Origin of the sequence: Microbacterium natoriense (genome assembly GCF_030816295.1) — a bacterium.
Lineage (GTDB): Bacteria > Actinomycetota > Actinomycetes > Actinomycetales > Microbacteriaceae > Microbacterium > Microbacterium natoriense_A.
Genome location: NZ_JAUSXV010000001.1, coordinates 3,236,119 through 3,252,701, shown reverse-complemented (window position 1 = coordinate 3,252,701; position 16,583 = coordinate 3,236,119). Strand labels below are relative to the sequence as shown.

The window sequence follows — 16,583 nt, the reverse complement described above, 5'->3', positions numbered from 1 at the left end:
AGTAGGAAGCGTGAGCGATGAGACGACGACTGCGCCGACCGATGGCCTGTGGAGCCGCCTGTGCCTGATCGAGGGACAGCCCCTCACCGATCGGGCCGCGGCCTACTCGGCTCTGCACGACGACCTCTCCCGGCGCCTCGAGAGCGGCGTCAAGCTCGAGCACCGCGAGGCCCCGGCATCACGATGACGCGCCTCGACGCCGCCCTCGCCGCGCGAGGTCTCGCGCGCTCGCGCTCTCACGCAGCGACCCTGATCGCCGACGGACTGGTCAGCGTCGACGGGCGTCCCGTCGTCAAGGCGTCCGCGCCGGTCGACGAGGGCGCGGAGATCACTGTCGCGGGCGCCGACCACTACGTCGGACGCGCGGCGCACAAGCTCATCGCCGCCCTCGACGGATTCGGCATCCCGGTGCAGGATCGGCTCGCGCTGGACATGGGCGCATCCACCGGCGGGTTCACGCAGGTGCTGCGTGAACGGGGCGCGCGACGCGTGCTGGCGGTCGACGTCGGCCATGGCCAGCTGGCAGCATCCGTGGCCGCCGACCCGGGCGTGGTCCTCGTCGAGGGCTACAACGTGCGGCATATGACTTCGGAGAACCTCGCGGCCGCCACCGGAGAAGGCGTGGCGCCCGACCTCGTGGTCGGCGACCTCTCCTTCATCTCCCTCGAACTCGTCCTGCCCGCGGTCGCGGGCGTCGCCGCACCTGACGCCGACATCGTTCTCCTCGTGAAGCCGCAGTTCGAGGTCGGACGCACCGCTGTGCGCGGTGGACTGGTCACCGACCCCGCCACGAGAGCGGATGCCGTCGCCCGCACGGTCTGGAGCGCCTGGGACGACGGTCTCGGCATGCTCGGCATCCTGCCGTCGCCGATCCTCGGCACGCACGGCAACACCGAGTACCTCGTGCACCTCGCACCCGGCCGCGGCAGCGATCCGTCAGAATGGTCAGACCGTATCAACGCACTGGCAGGGAGCCGATGAACGAGCGCAACATCCTGGTGGTGGCGCACGCCGGCCGCGCGGATACAGTCGACGCGGCGCGTCGCGTGGTCGACGCGTTGCGAGAGGCGGGAGCCCGTCCCGTGCTCGCGGCAGACGACCGTGCGGAGCTCGCCGCCGTCGACCCGATATTTGCGGATGTCGATGTGCTGGGAGAGACGGTCGACCAGTCCGCGCTCGAACTCGCGATCGTCCTCGGTGGCGACGGCACGATCCTTCGGGCAGCGGAACTGGTGCGGGGCTGCGAGGCCCCCGTCCTCGGCATCAACATGGGCCATGTCGGCTTCCTCGCCGAGATCGATCGCGACGACATGGACGCCGCGGTCCGCCGTGTCATCGAGCGCGACTACGACGTCGAGGAGCGCCTTGCTCTGTCGGTGCGCGTCAAGGACAGCAGCGGTGCGGTGATCTTCGAGACGTGGGCGCTCAACGAGGCGACAGTCGAGAAGGCGAGCCGTGAGCGGATGATCGAGGTGGTCCTCGAGATCGACGGCCTGCCGTTGTCGAGCTTCGGCTGCGACGGCATGGTGGTCTCGACGCCGACCGGGTCGACCGCGTACAACTTCTCCGCGGGCGGACCGGTGATCTGGCCGAGCGTCGAGGCGATCGCCGTCGTGCCGCTGTCGGCACACGCGCTGTTCGCCAAGCCGCTGGTGGTGAGTCCTGACGCCGCCGTGGCGATCGAGATGCTCGAAGGCACATCGGGCGCGGGCATCCTGTGGTGCGACGGCCGCCGATCGCACGATCTGCCGCCGGGCGCCCGTGTCGTCGTGCGTCGTTCGTCGCGGCCGGTACGGCTCGCCCGCCTGCATCAGGCGGAGTTCACCAACCGGCTGGTGCGCAAGTTCCAGCTCCCCGTCGCGGGGTGGCGGGGTCAGAGTGCGGGAGCGCAGTCATGATCGAAGAGATGCGGATGCAGGGCCTCGGCGTGATCGCCGATGCCGTGCTGCCGCTCGGCCCGGGTTTCACTGCGATCACCGGTGAGACCGGCGCAGGCAAGACGATGGTGGTCACAGGGCTCGGCCTGCTGCTTGGGCAGCGGGCCGACTCGGGCGCCGTGCGAGCGGGCGCGGGTCAGGCTTCGGTCGCCGGTGTCTGGATCGTGCCCGAGCAGGGCACGGTGGCGGACATCGTGACGGATGCCGGCGGCGAGCTCGAGCCCGCCGGCGGAGGTGCGGCCGAGCTCTACGTGTCGCGCACGCTCAGCGCCGAGGGGCGCAGCCGCGCGAGCGTGGGCGGCCGAGCAGCCCCTGCGGGAGTGCTGTCGGCTCTCGCTGAAGAACTCGTCGTCGTCCACGGACAGTCCGAGCAGCTGCGGCTGAAGTCGTCGACGGCGCAGCGCGACGCGCTCGACCGCTTCGGCGGTGCGCCGATCGCGAGCGCCCTCGCCGCCTACGGCGAGTCGTTCACGCGCTGGCGCGCTCTCGACGCTGAGATCACCGACATCACGCAGAACCGCGACCGACGATCCGAGGAGGCCACGCGACTGCGCGAGGCGCTGGCGCTCATCGAGGCGACCGCCCCCGAGCCGAGGGAAGACGAAGAGCTCACAGCACGTGCCGAGCGGCTCGCCAACGCCGAAGAGCTCAGGCTCGCGGCATCCGTCGCCCACGGCGCACTGTCGAATGAAGACGGCGAGCCCGACGTCTCGGCGCTGCTCGGCGAAGCCCGGCGCGTTCTGGAACGCGCGTCCGATTCCGCCCTCACCGAGATCGCCCAGGCTCTGGCCGATGTCGGCTACCGAGTCGCCGACATCGCGGGCCAGCTCTCCGCCTATCTCGCCGACCTCGACGAATCGGGCCCGCACGAGCTCGCTGCTGTCGAGGAGCGGCGTGCCGCCTTGGGCGTGCTGACCCGTGCTCACGGCTCGCTCGATCAGGCTCTCGAACTCTGGCAGACCGGCTCTCTCCGGCTCGCGGAACTCGACGACGACGACGACAGGCTCGGCCGCCTCGAAGCTGAACGTGATGAGGCCCGCGCCGAGCTCGACGCACACGCTGCCTCTCTGACGGCCGCTCGAGCCGACGCCGCAGCCCGCCTCGGCGCCGCGGTGACGGAGGAACTGCGCGATCTGGCGATGCCGGATGCTCGTCTCGAGGTCTCGGTGACTCCTGGCGCTGAGAGCACCCACGGTCGCGATGACGTGGCCATCCTGTTGGCCCCCCACCCGGGGGCGGAGCCCCGTCCCGTCGGGAAGGGCGCCTCAGGCGGTGAGCTGTCGCGCGTCATGCTCGCGATCGAGGTCGTCATCGCGGGAACCGATCCCGTGCCGACGTTCGTGTTCGACGAGGTCGACGCGGGCATCGGCGGCGCCGCAGCGATCGAAGTCGGCCGACGACTCGCCCGGCTCGCCGAGAACTCTCAGGTCATCGCCGTGACCCACCTCGCACAGGTGGCGGCCTTCGCCGGCAACCACCTCTCGGTCGTCAAGGCCAATGACGGCGCGGTCACAGCCTCGAGCGTGCGACGCTTGGAGGGGTCGGAGCGCGAGGCCGAGATGGCACGACTGCTGTCCGGCCTGGCCGATTCCGACGCCGCACTCACCCACGCCCGAGAACTTCTCAGCCTCGGCGCCCCCACCTCCTGATAGGATCGAAGCCCGTGATGAACTCTTCTTCTGCGGGGCCCAAGAACGACACGACCAGGCACATCTTCGTGACAGGTGGTGTCGTTTCGTCTTTGGGCAAGGGGCTCACCGCCGCAAGCCTCGGCAACCTCCTCACCGCCCGCGGACTCCGCGTCGTGATGCAGAAGCTCGACCCGTATCTGAACGTCGATCCGGGCACGATGAACCCGTTCCAGCATGGCGAGGTGTTCGTCACCGACGACGGCGCCGAGACCGACCTCGACATCGGGCACTACGAGCGCTTCCTCGACATCAACCTGTCGCAGGCCGCCAACGTGACCACCGGCCAGATCTACTCGCAGGTGATCGCCCGCGAGCGGCGCGGCGAGTACCTCGGCGACACGGTGCAGGTCATCCCGCACATCACCGACGAGATCAAGCGCCGCATGCGCCTGCAGGCCGACGAGACGCCCAAGCCCGACGTCATCATCACCGAGGTCGGCGGAACGGTCGGCGACATCGAGTCGCAGCCGTTCCTCGAGGCGGCCCGTCAGCTTCGTCACGAGCTCGGCCGCGACAGCGTGTTCTTCGTGCACGTCTCGCTCGTGCCCTTCATGGGCGCCTCCGGCGAGCAGAAGACCAAGCCGACCCAGCACTCGGTCGCGGCACTCCGCCAGCTCGGCATCCAGCCCGACGCCCTGGTGCTGCGCAGCGATCGCCCGGTGAGCGAGAGCAACCGCAACAAGATCGCGCTGATGTGCGACGTGGATGTCGAAGGCGTGATCAACACGGTCGACCTGCCGAGCATCTACGACATCCCGTCCACGCTGAACGACCAGGGACTCGACTCGTACATCGTACGTCGCCTCGGCCTCGCCGAGAAGGCCGTCGACGTCGACTGGACCCGCTGGAACCGGGTGCTGCACGCGGTGCACAACCCGAAGCACGAGGTCACGATCGGTCTCGTCGGCAAGTACATCGATCTGCCCGACGCGTACCTGTCGGTGACCGAGGCCATCAAGGCCGGCGGCTTCGCGCAGGAGACCAAGGTCAACATCCGCTGGATCCCCTCCGACCTGTGCGAGACGCCAGAAGGCGCCAAGGAGCAGCTGGCTCAGCTCGACGGCATCTGCATCCCCGGCGGGTTCGGCATCCGCGGCATCGAGGGCAAGCTCGGCGCGCTGAAGTTCGCGCGCGAGCAGGGCATCCCGACGCTGGGCCTGTGCCTCGGCCTGCAGTGCATGGTCATCGAATACGCGCGCGACGTCGCCGGCATCGCGGGCGCCTCGTCGAGCGAGTTCGACCCTGAGACGTCCGAGCCGGTCATCGCGACCATGGCCGAGCAGGTCGAGATCCTCGACGGCGGAGACCTCGGGGGCACCATGCGCCTCGGTCTCTACCAGGCCGCTCTCGCCGAGGGATCCCTCGCGCGTGAACTGTACGGAACTCCCGAAGCGTCCGAGCGCCACCGCCACCGTTACGAGGTCAACAACGCCTACCGTGCGCGTCTCTCGGACGCGGGGCTGGTCTTCTCGGGTCTGAACCCCGAGCTCGATCTCGTCGAGTACGTCGAGCTTCCGCGCGACGTGCACCCGTACTACATCGCCACTCAGGCGCATCCCGAGCTTCGCTCGCGCCCGACCGACCCGCACCCGCTGTTCCGCGGCCTCGTGGGCGCGGCCATCGAGCGGCACCGCGCCAGCGAGCTGTTCAGCGAAGATGACTGAGCTGCGCGACGAGCCGTTCGCGCCCGAGGTGCTGCAGAGCGATCTCGTGTTCCAAGGGCGCGTGTGGGATGTGGTCTCCGACCGCGTCTCCTACGGCGACGGTGAGATGGTGCGGCAGTACGTCAAGCACACGGGCGCCGTCGCGATCGTCGCGATCGACGATCAGGACCGTGTCCTGCTGATCCAGCAGTACCGGCATCCGATCCGTCATCGCGACTGGGAGCTTCCTGCCGGTCTGCTCGACGTCGCGGGGGAGGAGCCCCTTCTCGCCGCGCAGCGCGAGCTCGCCGAGGAGGCCGACCTGGTGGCCGCGCACTGGGAGCAGCTGATCTCGTCATGGACCACTCCTGGCGGCAACGACGAACTGATCCAGATCTTCCTGGCGACGGGCGTCGAGCAGGCCGCAGCCGTGCACGACCGCGAGGACGAGGAGGCCGACATCCGTCTCGAATGGGTGCCGCTGGCGGATGCCGTCGACGCTGTGCTCGCAGGGCGGATGCGCAACGGCATCCTCGCGATCGGTGTGCTCGCAGCCGCACGGCGCCGCGCGAAGGAGTAGCGGTGCAGCTCGAGCGTGCGCTCGACGCCTACCTGCGTCATGTCACGATCGAGCGTGGTCTCAGTGCGCACACGATCTCGGCGTATCGGCACGATCTCGGCGGCTACGTCGAGTGGCTGGCGATGACCGGTGTCGAGGACACGTCGGAGATCACTCCTGCCGTCATCGGTCGGTTCATCGCGGAGCGTTCCTCGGCGAGCCCTCCGCCGGCGGCGACCAGCCTCGCCCGGCTGCAGTCGTCGGTGCGCGGCTGGCACCGCTTCCTGACCCGCGAGGGCATCGAGCAGGACGATCCCACCGGCCGGCTCCGACCGCCCAAGGCGCCCCGGCGGCTGCCGAAGGCCCTGACAATCGATCAGGTCGAGCGCCTGCTCACCGCCCCGTCGGCTGAGGACCCGATCGGCATCCGCGACAGAGCGCTGCTCGAGCTGCTGTATGCCAGCGGTGCCCGCGTCTCGGAGGCGATCGGCCTCGACGTCGACGACCTCGCGCACGGCGATGTTCTGCGGCTGCGAGGCAAGGGGTCGAAGGAGCGCATCGTGCCGATCGGCTCGTATGCCAGAGCTGCGGTCGACGCCTACCTGACGCGAGTGCGCCCCGGGCTCGCTGCGAAAGGACGGGCATCGGCGCGACTGTTCCTCGGTGCCCGCGGCGCTCCTCTGTCGAGACAGAGCGCCTGGCTGGTGATCCGAGCCGCCGCGGAGAAAGCGCAGATCACCGCCGAGATCTCGCCCCACACCCTGCGACACTCGTTCGCGACCCATCTACTGCAGGGCGGTGCCGACGTGCGCGTGGTGCAGGAACTTCTCGGTCATGCCTCAGTCGCGACCACGCAGATCTACACGCACGTGTCCGTGGACACCCTGCGGGACATCTACGCGACGTCTCATCCTCGCGCTGTATGAAAATGTCCCCCATTCGGGGGACGCGCGGGTTCGCAAAAGTCATTTATGCTTTCTCGGTATGCACCCCGGTCCTCTCGACTGGGCCGACGAAGGAGTAACGACATGCGTTCCACCGGTCCTCTTGCGGTTCTCGCCGCATCTGCGCTGGCGCTCACCCTTGCCGGATGCTCTGCGGGCACAGGCGGTGAACTGACCTACGAGGATTCACCCCTCAGCAAGTACCTGAGCTCCGCGTACGGCGGCGACCTGTCGCCTGAGGAACAGCAGAAGCAGTTCGAAGAGCAGCAGCGCAAGCAGGAGGACCTCATGGCCGAATGCATGGCCAAGGAGGGCTTCGAGTACAAGCCGAACGTGCAGAACGGCGGGATGGTCGTCGCCAGCGACGACGACGAGATCAAGTGGGAGCCTGACAAGAAGGAATGGGTCGAGAAGTACGGGTACGGCATCGTGAACAACCCGTACAACGCCGAGGGGGCGAGTACCCCGGGGGAGGAGTACGTCGACCCGAACCAGGAGTACCTCGATTCGCTGTCGGAGTCGGAGCGCACCGCGTTCTACGAGACGGCGTACGGGGTGCCGCCCGAAGAGGACGAGGTGAGCGAGGACGGCAGCTACGAGTACAACTGGGAGGACTCCGGATGCCAGGGCTGGGCGCAGCACGAGCTCCAGGGCGATGACCCCTGGCAGTCGGACGAGTTCGCCGAGCTCCGCGAGAAGATGAGCGAGCTCTGGAGCACGACGCAGGATGCGCCGGAGTACAAGAAGCTCAACACGAAGTGGGCCGATTGCATGGCCGACGGCGGAGAGCCCGGCTTCACGGCGCAGATGGACGCGCAGCAGTCGATCTCCGACGCCCAGAACAAGCTCTACGAGAGCGCGTACGGTGACGGCACGACCGAGGTCGACCCTGAGACCGTCGAGGATCCCAACAAGAGCCCCGAGATGAAGGAGCTCGGCGAGAAGGAGATCGCTCTCGCGCTCGTCGATCTCGGATGCCGGGAGAAGACGAACTACATGGACGAGTCGCTGAAGATCCAGTTCGCGCTGGAGGAGAAGTTCATCAAGGACAACAAGGCCGACCTCGAGGCGTTCAAGGCCGCTGCCGAGCAGAGCAACTGACGCATGAAGGACGACGAGACTCCCACCACCGAACTGCCCGACGACTTCTCGGAGATCATCGCCGGCGATGGCACGGCTCCGGATGACACGGTTTCGGCCGATTCGGTCGTCGCCGACACAGACGTCGACATGTCGCGTGTCAGCGGCTGGCGCCGTATTCTCCGCGGCAATCGCACGCTGTGGATCGTCGCGCTGTGCGCGGTGGTCAGCCTGGTCGCCGGACTCCTCGTGGGGCGGTTCCTGATCGCACCCGCCGAGGCATCGGAAGCTCCCGACCCCGGGCTCGTGACGGTGCCGGTGGAGTTCGGCTCGCTCAGCAACGATGTGACTCTCCGAGCCGATGTCGGCTACGCCGATGCCGTCGACGTGACGATCGACACGACCGGCGGCGGAAGCGTCGTCACGGGCTCCGTCCCCGAGGTGGGAGCGACCCTGAACCCGCTGTCGATCGCTCTCGAAGTGGTCGGCCGACCGGTCATCGTGCTCCCGGGCGAACTGCCTGCGTACCGCACTCTCCGCTTCGGGGTGTCGGGGCCGGACGTCGTGCAGCTCAAGCAGGCGCTCGTCAGCGTCGGAATCGACGCCGGCGACGTCGCCTCGAACCTGTTCGATCAGGCGACCGCGAACGCGGTCGGACAGCTGTACGCCCAGGCGGGGTACCCGGCGCCTGCGCCGGAAGAGGGCGCCGATGAGACAGTGCGCAGTGCGGAGCAGGGCGTGCGCGACGCGCAGAGCAGCGTCACGCAGGCGCAGCAGGCGCTCACCGCGGCCGGCGCCGGCCCGACGAAGCTGGAGAGCTGGCAGGCCGACGTCAAGGTCGCGCAGGCCGAGCAGGCGCTTGCTGAAGCGAAGGCGTGCACGAGCCCTTCTGATGGGTCACCGTGCCCCAGCATCCAGCAGGCCGAGTGGGATGTGCAGACCGCGAAGCTCGAGCGCGACCAGCTCTGGTCGGCCAAGAACACCGGGCCGGAGAAGGCGGCGCTCGACTCCGCTCGTTCGCAGGTCGATGCGGCGAACAAGGCGCTCGAGAGCGCCCGTCAGTCCGTGCTGCCGTACCTGCCCGCGGGCGAGGTGCTGTTCCTCACCGAGCTGCCCCGCCGTGTCGACGCCGTGAACGTGAAACGCGGCTCGACCATTCAGGGGTCTGTGATGACGGTCTCCGGCGCCGCGGTGCGGCTCACGGGCGCCGCAGCCGAGGCGGACGCACGGCTGCTGAAGGTCGGGGCCGAGGCCACGTTCGAACTGCCCGACGGCACGCAGCAGCGCGCCGTGATCTCCGAGCTCAAGCCGGGCAAGGACAACAAGGCACGATGGGACGTGCTCTTCGAGCCCGACCCGCTCACGCCGGAGCAGATCACGCAGCTGCAGGGCAACAACGTCCGCGTGCAGATCGCGGTCGGGGCCACGGAGGGCGATGTCCTGTCCGTGCCGCTCGCCGCGCTCACCGCAGGGCCTGGAGGGGAGTCCCGCGTCGAGATCGTCGAATCCGATCCGCGTGAAGGGAAGGATGCCAAGACCCGCACGGTCGTCGTGAAGACGGGACTCGCGGCCAAGGGCGCCGTGGAGGTGACCGCGGTCGACGGAGATATCGAAGAGGGCGACCTCGTGGTGGTGGGACGGTGACCGCCACGCAGGCCGTGGAGGTCGCCATGGGGACGGATGCCGAGCCGGATGCTGCCGACGACGCCTTCGTCGTCGAGCTCCGTGACGTCACGAGGTCATTCCCCGGCCCACCCGAGGTGCAGGCGCTGAAGGCGGCGACGCTGCAGGTGCGCGCGGGCGACTACATCTCGATCGTCGGACCCAGCGGCTCGGGAAAGTCGACGATGCTCAACATCCTGGGCCTGCTCGATCGTCCGAGCGTGGGGGAGTACCGCCTGGCGGGTTCCTTGACGGGAGATCTCTCCGACGACGAGCGGGCGGCCGTGCGGGCGAAGTTCATCGGATTCGTCTTCCAGTCGTTCCATCTGATGCCGCGCCGCACCGTCCTCGACAACGTGCTGATGCCGATGCTGTACAGCGGTGTGCCTCGGCGCGAACGCGAGTCGCGCGCACGCGAAGCCCTCGCCCGCGTCGGGCTGTCGCACCGCGTCGACTTCTTCCCGAGTTCTCTCTCCGGTGGCGAGCGTCAGCGCGTCGCGGTCGCGAGAGCCGTGGTGAGCGGACCCAAGCTGCTGCTCGCCGATGAGCCGACCGGCAACCTCGACCAGCGGACCTCGGGAGAGGTGATGTCATTGTTCGAGGAGCTGAACGACGACGGCCTCACGCTCATCGTGATCACCCACGACGACAACGTCGCGCGGCGGGCGCGTCGGAGCATCCGCATCGCCGACGGCCGATTGAGCGAGCTGTGAAGCGCCCCTCCTGGCGCCGGAAGCCGCGCACCAAACCGGGCTTGAAGCACGCCGACCGGTTCACCTTCCAAGATCTCGTGGCCGAGGCGACCGCCGACATCGGCTCGCGGCCAGCCCGTCTCGTGATGACGATCCTGGGCACCGTGCTCGGCATCGCCTCGCTGGTCGCGACGATCGGCTTCGCGCAGACCGCTGCGGCGCAGATCGCGAGTCAGTTCAACGGTGCGGCCTCGACGCAGGTCGTGGTCACTCCGGAGGAGGCGAACTCCGGCTCGGCGAACAAGACCGTCGCGGCGGGACGACTGCCCTGGGACGCCCCGGAGCGCGTGTCGCTGCTGGCCGGCGTGGAGAGTGCGACCCTGCTGGGCGAGGTCGAGCTCGCCGAGAACGAGACCATCACAGCAGTGCCCGTGAACGACCCTTCGGCGCCCGCGACCGCATCGCCGAGGCTGTACGCGTCATCGCCCGAACTGCTCGACACGGCCGGCGGGGAGCTCGTCACCGGTCGGTTCTTCGACGCGGGGCACGACGGCAGGGCCGATCGGGTCGCGGTGGTCGGCTCGCGACTCGCGGAGGAGATGGGCATCAACCGTGTGGATTCGCAGCCCTCGATCTTCGTCGCCGGCGTCGCGTACGCGGTGATCGGCGTCGTCGACGGATTCGAGCGCAAGAGCGAACTGCTCGACTCTGTCGTCATCCCGGTGGGAGCGGCGCGAGCCGACTTCGGTCTTGCGGCCCCGTCCGAGCTCGACATCCGCATCGTCGTCGGCGCGGGGCCGCAGGTCGCCGAGCAGTCGGTGCTGGCGCTGCAGCCCGATGCGCCCGACACTCTCAAGACGCAGGCGCCGTCGGGTTCCTCCGACCTCAGCCAGAGCGTGCAGGCCGACGTGAACGTGGTGTTCCTGATCCTCGGCGTGATCGCGCTTCTCGCCGGAGGCCTCGGCATCGCGAACGTGACTCTTCTCGGGGTCATGGAGCGAGTGGGCGAGATCGGACTGCGGCGGGCGCTGGGGGCCACCCGCCGTCAGATCGGCGCCCAGTTCATGGTCGAGTCGATCGTGATCGGCTTCATCGGCGGACTCATCGGCTCGGCGCTCGGAGTGCTCGCGGTCGTCGCGGTGGCGGTCGTGCAGGGATGGACGCCCGTGACCGATCCGCTGATCGCCGTCGCGGGGGCGTTTCTGGGCGCCCTCGTCGGTTGGGGCTCGGGGTGGTACCCGGCGCGACGCGCTGCTCGCATCGAACCGGTCGCGGCGCTGCGCGGCGCCTGACCCTTCGCACGAACGGGGTGGCATCGGATCTCCGACCAGCCACCCCGTTCGCGCGGATCAGAGGATCGCCGGGTCCGTCCGCCCGGTTCGCCGTTCGCCTGCCGCTACAATCGAGCAAGCACGAAGGAGCAGGAGAATCGGTGGTTGAGAACGTGGGATCGTCCAAGGCGAAGGCGAAGAAGGCCGACGACACACCCATCGGACCCACCGGTCGGCCGTACCAGGGTTTCGCGACTCCTGAGCCGCTGACGTCGCACGGCCCCGCTCGCATCATCGCTCTGTGCAACCAGAAGGGCGGCGTCGGAAAGACGACATCGACCATCAACCTGGCAGCGGCCCTCGCCGAGTACGGGCGCAAGGTCCTCGCAGTCGACTTCGACCCGCAGGGCGCCCTGTCGGCAGGCCTCGGCGTCCAGACCCACGACGTGCCCACGGTGTACGACCTGCTCCTGGACACCAAGCGCGATGCGCACGACGCGATCGTGCACACCGGCGTCGAGGGCCTCGACGTGATGCCGGCCAACATCGACCTCTCGGCGGCCGAGGTGCACCTCGTGAACGAGGTCGCACGCGAGACGATCCTGTCGCGCGTGCTGCGCCAGGTGACGGCGGAGTACGACGTCATCCTGATCGACTGCCAACCGTCTCTCGGACTGCTCACCGTCAACGCGCTGACCGCTGCGCACGGCGTGCTGATCCCGCTCGAGTGCGAGTTCTTCGCGTTGCGGGGCGTGGCGCTGCTCATCGAGACGATCGACAAGGTGCGCGACCGGCTGAATCCCTCCATCAAGCTCGACGGCCTGCTCGCGACCATGTACGACCCACGGACGCTGCACTCCCGCGAAGTGCTCGAGCGCGTGGTCGAGGCATTCGGCGACGACGTCCTTGAGACGGTGATCGGTCGCACCGTGAAGTTCCCCGATGCCTCGGTGTCGGGTGTGCCCATCACCGAATTCGCGCCCGAGCACGCGGCCGCGCAGGCGTACCTGCGTCTGGCTCGGGAGCTGGTCGCCCGTGGTGCCGTCGCGTAGCGATGGCACCCCGCCGGAGGCGGCAGACGGCACTGCGCCCTCCGGCTTCCGCGTCTCGCTGTCGAACTTCGACGGCCCCTTCGATCTGCTGCTGAACCTCATCTCCAAGCATGAGATGGACATCACCGAGGTGTCGCTCAGCGCGGTGACGAACGAGTTCATCTCGTATCTGAAAGAACTCGACGGTGATCGGGAGCTCGATCAGGCGTCGGAGTTCCTCGTGGTCGCCGCGACTCTGCTCGACATGAAGGTCGCCGGCCTCCTTCCCCAGGGCGAGCTGGTGGATGCCGAGGCCGTCGCCCTGCTCGAAGCGCGCGATCTGCTCTTCGCCCGGCTGCTGCAGTATCGCGCGTTCAAGGAGGTCTCGGCCTGGTTCTCGCGATGCCTGCAGCGGGAGGATCGCCGTCACGCGCGGGCGGTTCGTCTGGACGAGAAGCATCGCAAGAAGACGCCGGAGCTGGTCTGGTCGCTGACCGCATCCGACTTCGCCGCCCTTGCGATGCTGGCATTCACGCCCAAGGAGATCCCGCATGTCGGTCTCGATCATCTGCACGCTCCGCTCATCAGCATCCGCGAGCAGGCGGCGATCGTCGTGACGCTCCTGCGCGGAGCCGAGTCGCTGAGCTTCCGCGAGCTCGTCGCAGGGATCAGCGAACCGGGCATCGTGGTGGCACGATTCATCTCGGTGCTCGAGCTGTATCGGCACGCGGCGCTCTCCTTCGAACAACTCGAACCGCTCGGCGAGCTGACGCTGCGCTGGTCAGCCGACCACTGGTCGGACGAATCACTCGCGACCCTGGGGGCCGACTATGACCGATGACCCTTCGACAAGCTCAGGGACCCAGAGGGAACCCGTGGAGGCGCCGCTGACCGAGAAGGTCGAGGCCATCCTGCTCATCATCGACGAGCCGATCGGGCTGGTCGCGCTGGCGGCCGCCGTGGGCGCTCCGGTCGCCGCCGTCAGGCAGACCCTCGAGACCCTCGTCGCCGACTACGACGGAGTGGGCCGCGGCCCCCGCCGGGGGTTCGAGCTGCGCGAGGTCGGCGGAGGCTGGCGGCTGTACGTGCGAGACGACCACGACGACCTCGTCGCCGATTTCATCGGCGGTCAGGCGCCCGCCCGGCTCTCGCAGGCGGCGCTCGAGACGCTCGCCGTCATCGCCTACAAACAACCGGTGACCCGTAGTCAGGTAGCCTCTATCCGTGCCGTGAACGTCGATTCGGTCGTGCGCACGCTGCTCGCCCGCGGTCTGATCACCGAGATGTTCGCCGACTCAGAGACCGGCGCCATCAACTACGGCACGACCGACGCGCTGCTGCAGCACCTGGGGATCAACTCGATAGACGAGCTGCCCCCGATCTCGCCGCTTCTCGATGACGGCGCCGATGGTTTCGATGAAGGAGTGGTCCGATGACCGACAGTTCAGCCCCCGAGGGCATCCGCCTGCAGAAGGTGCTCTCCGCCGCGGGAGTCGCGTCGCGTCGCGTCATCGAGGACTACATCGTCGAGGGGCGCATCCGGGTGAACGGCGAAGTCGTCTCCGAGCTCGGCAGGCGCATCGATCCCGAGAACGATCTCGTCGACGTCGACGGCACGGCCGTGCAGCTCGACGTCTCGAAGCGCTACGTCATGCTCAACAAGCCCACCGGCGTCGTCAGCAGCATGCGCGACGAGAGCGGTCGGCCGGATCTCCGCCGGTTCACGGAGGACTACGAAGAGCGCCTGTACAACGTCGGCCGACTGGATGCCGAGACCAGCGGTCTCCTGCTCCTCACGAACGACGGCGATCTGGCGCACGTGCTCGCGCACCCCTCGTTCGGCGTCACGAAGGTGTACATCGCGAAGGTCGATGGCGCAGTCACGGCGCAGACGATCTCGAAGCTGACCAAGGGCATCGAGCTCGAAGACGGACCCATCACGGCAGACAAGGCGAGGCTGCTCGACACCTCGCGCGGGTCGAGCCTCGTCGAGCTCACCCTGCACTCCGGGCGCAACCGCATCGTCCGCCGCATGATGGCGGCGGTCGGCCACCCGGTGACCGAGCTCGTGCGTCGGCAGTTCGGGCCGCTCCACCTGGGAACCCTCCCGGCGGGGAAGACGCGGGAACTGACTAAAATCGAGTTGGGCGCGCTTCTTACTCTGTCGCGCCGTGATACCCGTGCCGGAACGAGCGACGGCGAGCAGCAGGAGAACGAGTGACCGACACGACCAGTGCGCCCAGCGCGGTCCGCGCTGCCGGCGCCGTCGCCGCGCGGATCACGGGCACGGTGCGCATCGTCGGCACCGGCCTGCTGGGCGCGAGCATCGGTCATGCACTGCGCGCGAAGGGCGTCGACGTCGTGCTCTCCGACACCTCGCCTGCGCAGCAGCGCCTCGCGATCGACTACGGCGCCGGTCGCGCACCCGCGGCTGGCGACGCGCCGGTGCTGATCGTCGTGGCGGTTCCGCCCGATGTCACTGCCGATGTCATCCAGAACGAGCTCGAGAATCACCCGGATGCGGTCGTCACGGACGTCGCGAGCGTGAAGCTCGAGCCGTTCCGAGCGCTGAGCGAACGCGGAGTCGACCTGCGGCGCTACATCGGCTCTCATCCGCTCGCCGGCCGCGAACGCGGGGGAGCGATCTCGGCACGCGCCGATCTGTTCATCGGTCGTCCGTGGGTGGTGTGCCGTGATGAGGAGACCTCAGCGGCCGACCTCTCCCTCGTCGAGGCCCTCGCCCTCGACGTCGGTGCGACGCCGCTGGAGATGACGCCGGAGGAGCACGACCGCTCGGTCGCGCTGACCTCCCACGTTCCGCAGGTGGTCGCGAGTCTGCTCGCGGGGCGTCTCGCCGAGGCCGAAGAGGGCGCCTTGCGCCTGGCCGGCCAGGGTGTGCGCGATACCACGCGGATCGCGGCATCCGCACCCGAACTGTGGGTGCAGATACTCGGCGCCAACGCGGCTCCCGTGGTGGAGATCCTCGATGCTCTCGCCGCCGATCTGCGTGACGTCTCCGAGGCGTTGCGCGCACCCGAGGCCCCGGGCGCCCGGCGCGCTGTCGCCGAGACCATCCGCCACGGCAACGACGGCGTCGAGCGTCTGCCGGGCAAGCACGGCCAGAACCGCCGCTTCGAGTCCCTCGTCGTGATGGTCGACGACACCCCCGGCCAGCTCGGGCGTCTGTTCGGCGAACTCGGCGAACTGGGTGTGAACGTCGAGGATCTGCGCCTCGAGCACTCACCCGGTGCGCAGTTCGGTCTCGCCGAGATCAGCGTCGACCCCGCCGCACTGCACGGGGCGATCACCGGACTCACCGAACGCGGCTGGCGGATCGCGGGGAACACGAATGACTGACACCACTACAGACTTCATCGCGATCGACGGGCCTGCAGGCTCGGGCAAATCCAGCGTGTCCAAGGCGGTGGCCCGCAAGCTCGGCTTCGGCTACCTCGACACCGGCTCGGCCTATCGTGCGCTGGCCTGGCACGTGCTCGACCGCGGCGCCGACACGGCGGATGCCGACGCGGTTCTTGCCGCGGCATCCGACTTCCCCGTGCGTCTCGGCCTCGATCCCGACGACCGCACGGTGCGCGTCGGCGAGGCCGACGTCACCGAGGCGATCCGCGACCCTCGCGTCTCCGGCGCCGTCAGCGGCGTGGCCCGCGTGCCGGCCGTGCGCGAGCAGGTGAATGCGCTCTTCCGCACCCTTGTGGCGGAAGCCCCGTACGACGCGGTGGTCGTGGAAGGGCGCGACATCACCACGGTGGTCGCCCCCGACGCTCCCGTGCGCATCCTGCTGACCGCCGCCCCCGAGGTGCGCGCCGCTCGCCGTGCCGGCGAACTCGCGGGCGAGAGCGCCGAGACGGTGGCCGCCGCCCTGCACAAGCGCGACGCCTCCGACAGCGCCGTCGTCGACTTCCTGAACGCCGCCGAAGGCGTCGAAGTCGTCGATTCGACCGAATTGGATTTCACCCAGACCATCGATGCCGTACTCACGGTGATCGAACGACTCCGAGGAGCACCCCGTGGCTGACGACGAATACGAAGGCGGCCCTGACCACCTCGCAGAG

Annotated in this window: 17 protein-coding genes; all 17 read left to right on the top strand. The window is 68.7% G+C overall.

Features of this window, described 5'->3' with window-relative positions:
• Positions 1 to 10: 10 nt before the first annotated feature.
• The 17 genes from QFZ53_RS15365 (at position 11) to cmk (ending at position 16,546) form a co-directional block, all read left to right on the top strand.
• Positions 11 to 187: a hypothetical protein gene (locus QFZ53_RS15365; RefSeq protein WP_307297917.1), complete on the top strand. Its 177-nt coding sequence runs from the start codon at positions 11 to 13 to the stop codon at positions 185 to 187.
• Positions 184 to 981 (top strand): TlyA family RNA methyltransferase, encoded by a 798-nt coding sequence (locus QFZ53_RS15360; protein WP_307297915.1) that lies wholly within the window; start codon positions 184 to 186, stop codon positions 979 to 981. The genes QFZ53_RS15365 and QFZ53_RS15360 overlap by 4 nt, the downstream gene beginning before the upstream one ends.
• The gene (locus tag QFZ53_RS15355) at positions 978 to 1,898 is read left to right on the top strand and encodes an NAD kinase (RefSeq protein WP_292908015.1); all 921 of its coding nucleotides are present in this window, start codon (positions 978 to 980) and stop codon (positions 1,896 to 1,898) included. Before QFZ53_RS15360 ends, QFZ53_RS15355 begins: the two co-directional genes overlap by 4 nt.
• Positions 1,895 to 3,586, top strand: coding sequence for a DNA repair protein RecN (gene recN, locus QFZ53_RS15350; protein ID WP_307297913.1), 1,692 nt, complete (start codon positions 1,895 to 1,897; stop codon positions 3,584 to 3,586). Before QFZ53_RS15355 ends, recN begins: the two co-directional genes overlap by 4 nt.
• Positions 3,587 to 3,603: 17 nt before the next feature.
• On the top strand, positions 3,604 to 5,292 hold the full coding sequence (locus tag QFZ53_RS15345; RefSeq protein ID WP_292908019.1) for a CTP synthase: 1,689 nt from the start codon (positions 3,604 to 3,606) through the stop codon (positions 5,290 to 5,292).
• The gene (locus tag QFZ53_RS15340; protein ID WP_307297912.1) at positions 5,285 to 5,851 is read left to right on the top strand and encodes an NUDIX domain-containing protein; all 567 of its coding nucleotides are present in this window, start codon (positions 5,285 to 5,287) and stop codon (positions 5,849 to 5,851) included. Before QFZ53_RS15345 ends, QFZ53_RS15340 begins: the two co-directional genes overlap by 8 nt.
• Before the next feature lie 2 nt (positions 5,852 to 5,853).
• Positions 5,854 to 6,756: a site-specific tyrosine recombinase XerD gene (gene xerD, locus QFZ53_RS15335; RefSeq protein ID WP_307297911.1), complete on the top strand. Its 903-nt coding sequence runs from the start codon at positions 5,854 to 5,856 to the stop codon at positions 6,754 to 6,756.
• A gap of 102 nt (positions 6,757 to 6,858) precedes the next feature.
• On the top strand, positions 6,859 to 7,875 hold the full coding sequence (locus QFZ53_RS15330) for a hypothetical protein (protein WP_307297910.1): 1,017 nt from the start codon (positions 6,859 to 6,861) through the stop codon (positions 7,873 to 7,875).
• A 3-nt stretch (positions 7,876 to 7,878) separates the two neighbouring features.
• Positions 7,879 to 9,498: a hypothetical protein gene (locus tag QFZ53_RS15325; protein WP_307297908.1), complete on the top strand. Its 1,620-nt coding sequence runs from the start codon at positions 7,879 to 7,881 to the stop codon at positions 9,496 to 9,498.
• Positions 9,499 to 9,524: 26 nt separating this feature from the next.
• Positions 9,525 to 10,229 (top strand): ABC transporter ATP-binding protein, encoded by a 705-nt coding sequence (locus QFZ53_RS15320; protein ID WP_307299426.1) that lies wholly within the window; start codon positions 9,525 to 9,527, stop codon positions 10,227 to 10,229.
• Positions 10,226 to 11,500 carry an ABC transporter permease gene (locus QFZ53_RS15315; RefSeq protein WP_307297906.1) on the top strand — a complete coding sequence of 425 codons (1,275 nt, stop codon included), beginning with the start codon at positions 10,226 to 10,228 and terminating at the stop codon, positions 11,498 to 11,500. The genes QFZ53_RS15320 and QFZ53_RS15315 overlap by 4 nt, the downstream gene beginning before the upstream one ends.
• Before the next feature lie 152 nt (positions 11,501 to 11,652).
• Positions 11,653 to 12,531: a ParA family protein gene (locus QFZ53_RS15310; RefSeq protein WP_292908457.1), complete on the top strand. Its 879-nt coding sequence runs from the start codon at positions 11,653 to 11,655 to the stop codon at positions 12,529 to 12,531.
• Positions 12,515 to 13,351, top strand: coding sequence for a segregation and condensation protein A (locus QFZ53_RS15305; protein ID WP_307297904.1), 837 nt, complete (start codon positions 12,515 to 12,517; stop codon positions 13,349 to 13,351). Before QFZ53_RS15310 ends, QFZ53_RS15305 begins: the two co-directional genes overlap by 17 nt.
• On the top strand, positions 13,341 to 13,946 hold the full coding sequence (gene scpB, locus QFZ53_RS15300; protein ID WP_307297902.1) for an SMC-Scp complex subunit ScpB: 606 nt from the start codon (positions 13,341 to 13,343) through the stop codon (positions 13,944 to 13,946). The genes QFZ53_RS15305 and scpB overlap by 11 nt, the downstream gene beginning before the upstream one ends.
• Positions 13,943 to 14,731 carry a pseudouridine synthase gene (locus QFZ53_RS15295; RefSeq protein ID WP_292908035.1) on the top strand — a complete coding sequence of 263 codons (789 nt, stop codon included), beginning with the start codon at positions 13,943 to 13,945 and terminating at the stop codon, positions 14,729 to 14,731. The genes scpB and QFZ53_RS15295 overlap by 4 nt, the downstream gene beginning before the upstream one ends.
• Positions 14,728 to 15,867 (top strand): prephenate dehydrogenase, encoded by a 1,140-nt coding sequence (locus QFZ53_RS15290; RefSeq protein WP_307297901.1) that lies wholly within the window; start codon positions 14,728 to 14,730, stop codon positions 15,865 to 15,867. Before QFZ53_RS15295 ends, QFZ53_RS15290 begins: the two co-directional genes overlap by 4 nt.
• On the top strand, positions 15,860 to 16,546 hold the full coding sequence (gene cmk, locus QFZ53_RS15285; RefSeq protein WP_307297899.1) for a (d)CMP kinase: 687 nt from the start codon (positions 15,860 to 15,862) through the stop codon (positions 16,544 to 16,546). Before QFZ53_RS15290 ends, cmk begins: the two co-directional genes overlap by 8 nt.
• Positions 16,547 to 16,583 lie beyond the last annotated feature (37 nt).

Excerpts from the sequence above, each read along its gene's own strand:
- QFZ53_RS15360 (WP_307297915.1), top strand. The coding sequence starts at position 184 with ATGACGCGCCTCGACGCCGCCCTCGCCGCGCGAGGTCTCGCGCGCTCG.
- QFZ53_RS15355 (WP_292908015.1), top strand. The coding sequence starts at position 978 with ATGAACGAGCGCAACATCCTGGTGGTGGCGCACGCCGGCCGCGCGGAT.
- recN (WP_307297913.1), top strand. The coding sequence starts at position 1,895 with ATGATCGAAGAGATGCGGATGCAGGGCCTCGGCGTGATCGCCGATGCC.
- QFZ53_RS15345 (WP_292908019.1), top strand. The coding sequence starts at position 3,604 with ATGAACTCTTCTTCTGCGGGGCCCAAGAACGACACGACCAGGCACATC.
- QFZ53_RS15340 (WP_307297912.1), top strand. The coding sequence starts at position 5,285 with ATGACTGAGCTGCGCGACGAGCCGTTCGCGCCCGAGGTGCTGCAGAGC.
- QFZ53_RS15330 (WP_307297910.1), top strand. The coding sequence starts at position 6,859 with ATGCGTTCCACCGGTCCTCTTGCGGTTCTCGCCGCATCTGCGCTGGCG.
- QFZ53_RS15325 (WP_307297908.1), top strand. The coding sequence starts at position 7,879 with ATGAAGGACGACGAGACTCCCACCACCGAACTGCCCGACGACTTCTCG.
- QFZ53_RS15320 (WP_307299426.1), top strand. The coding sequence starts at position 9,525 with ATGGGGACGGATGCCGAGCCGGATGCTGCCGACGACGCCTTCGTCGTC.
- scpB (WP_307297902.1), top strand. The coding sequence starts at position 13,341 with ATGACCGATGACCCTTCGACAAGCTCAGGGACCCAGAGGGAACCCGTG.
- QFZ53_RS15295 (WP_292908035.1), top strand. The coding sequence starts at position 13,943 with ATGACCGACAGTTCAGCCCCCGAGGGCATCCGCCTGCAGAAGGTGCTC.
- cmk (WP_307297899.1), top strand. The coding sequence starts at position 15,860 with ATGACTGACACCACTACAGACTTCATCGCGATCGACGGGCCTGCAGGC.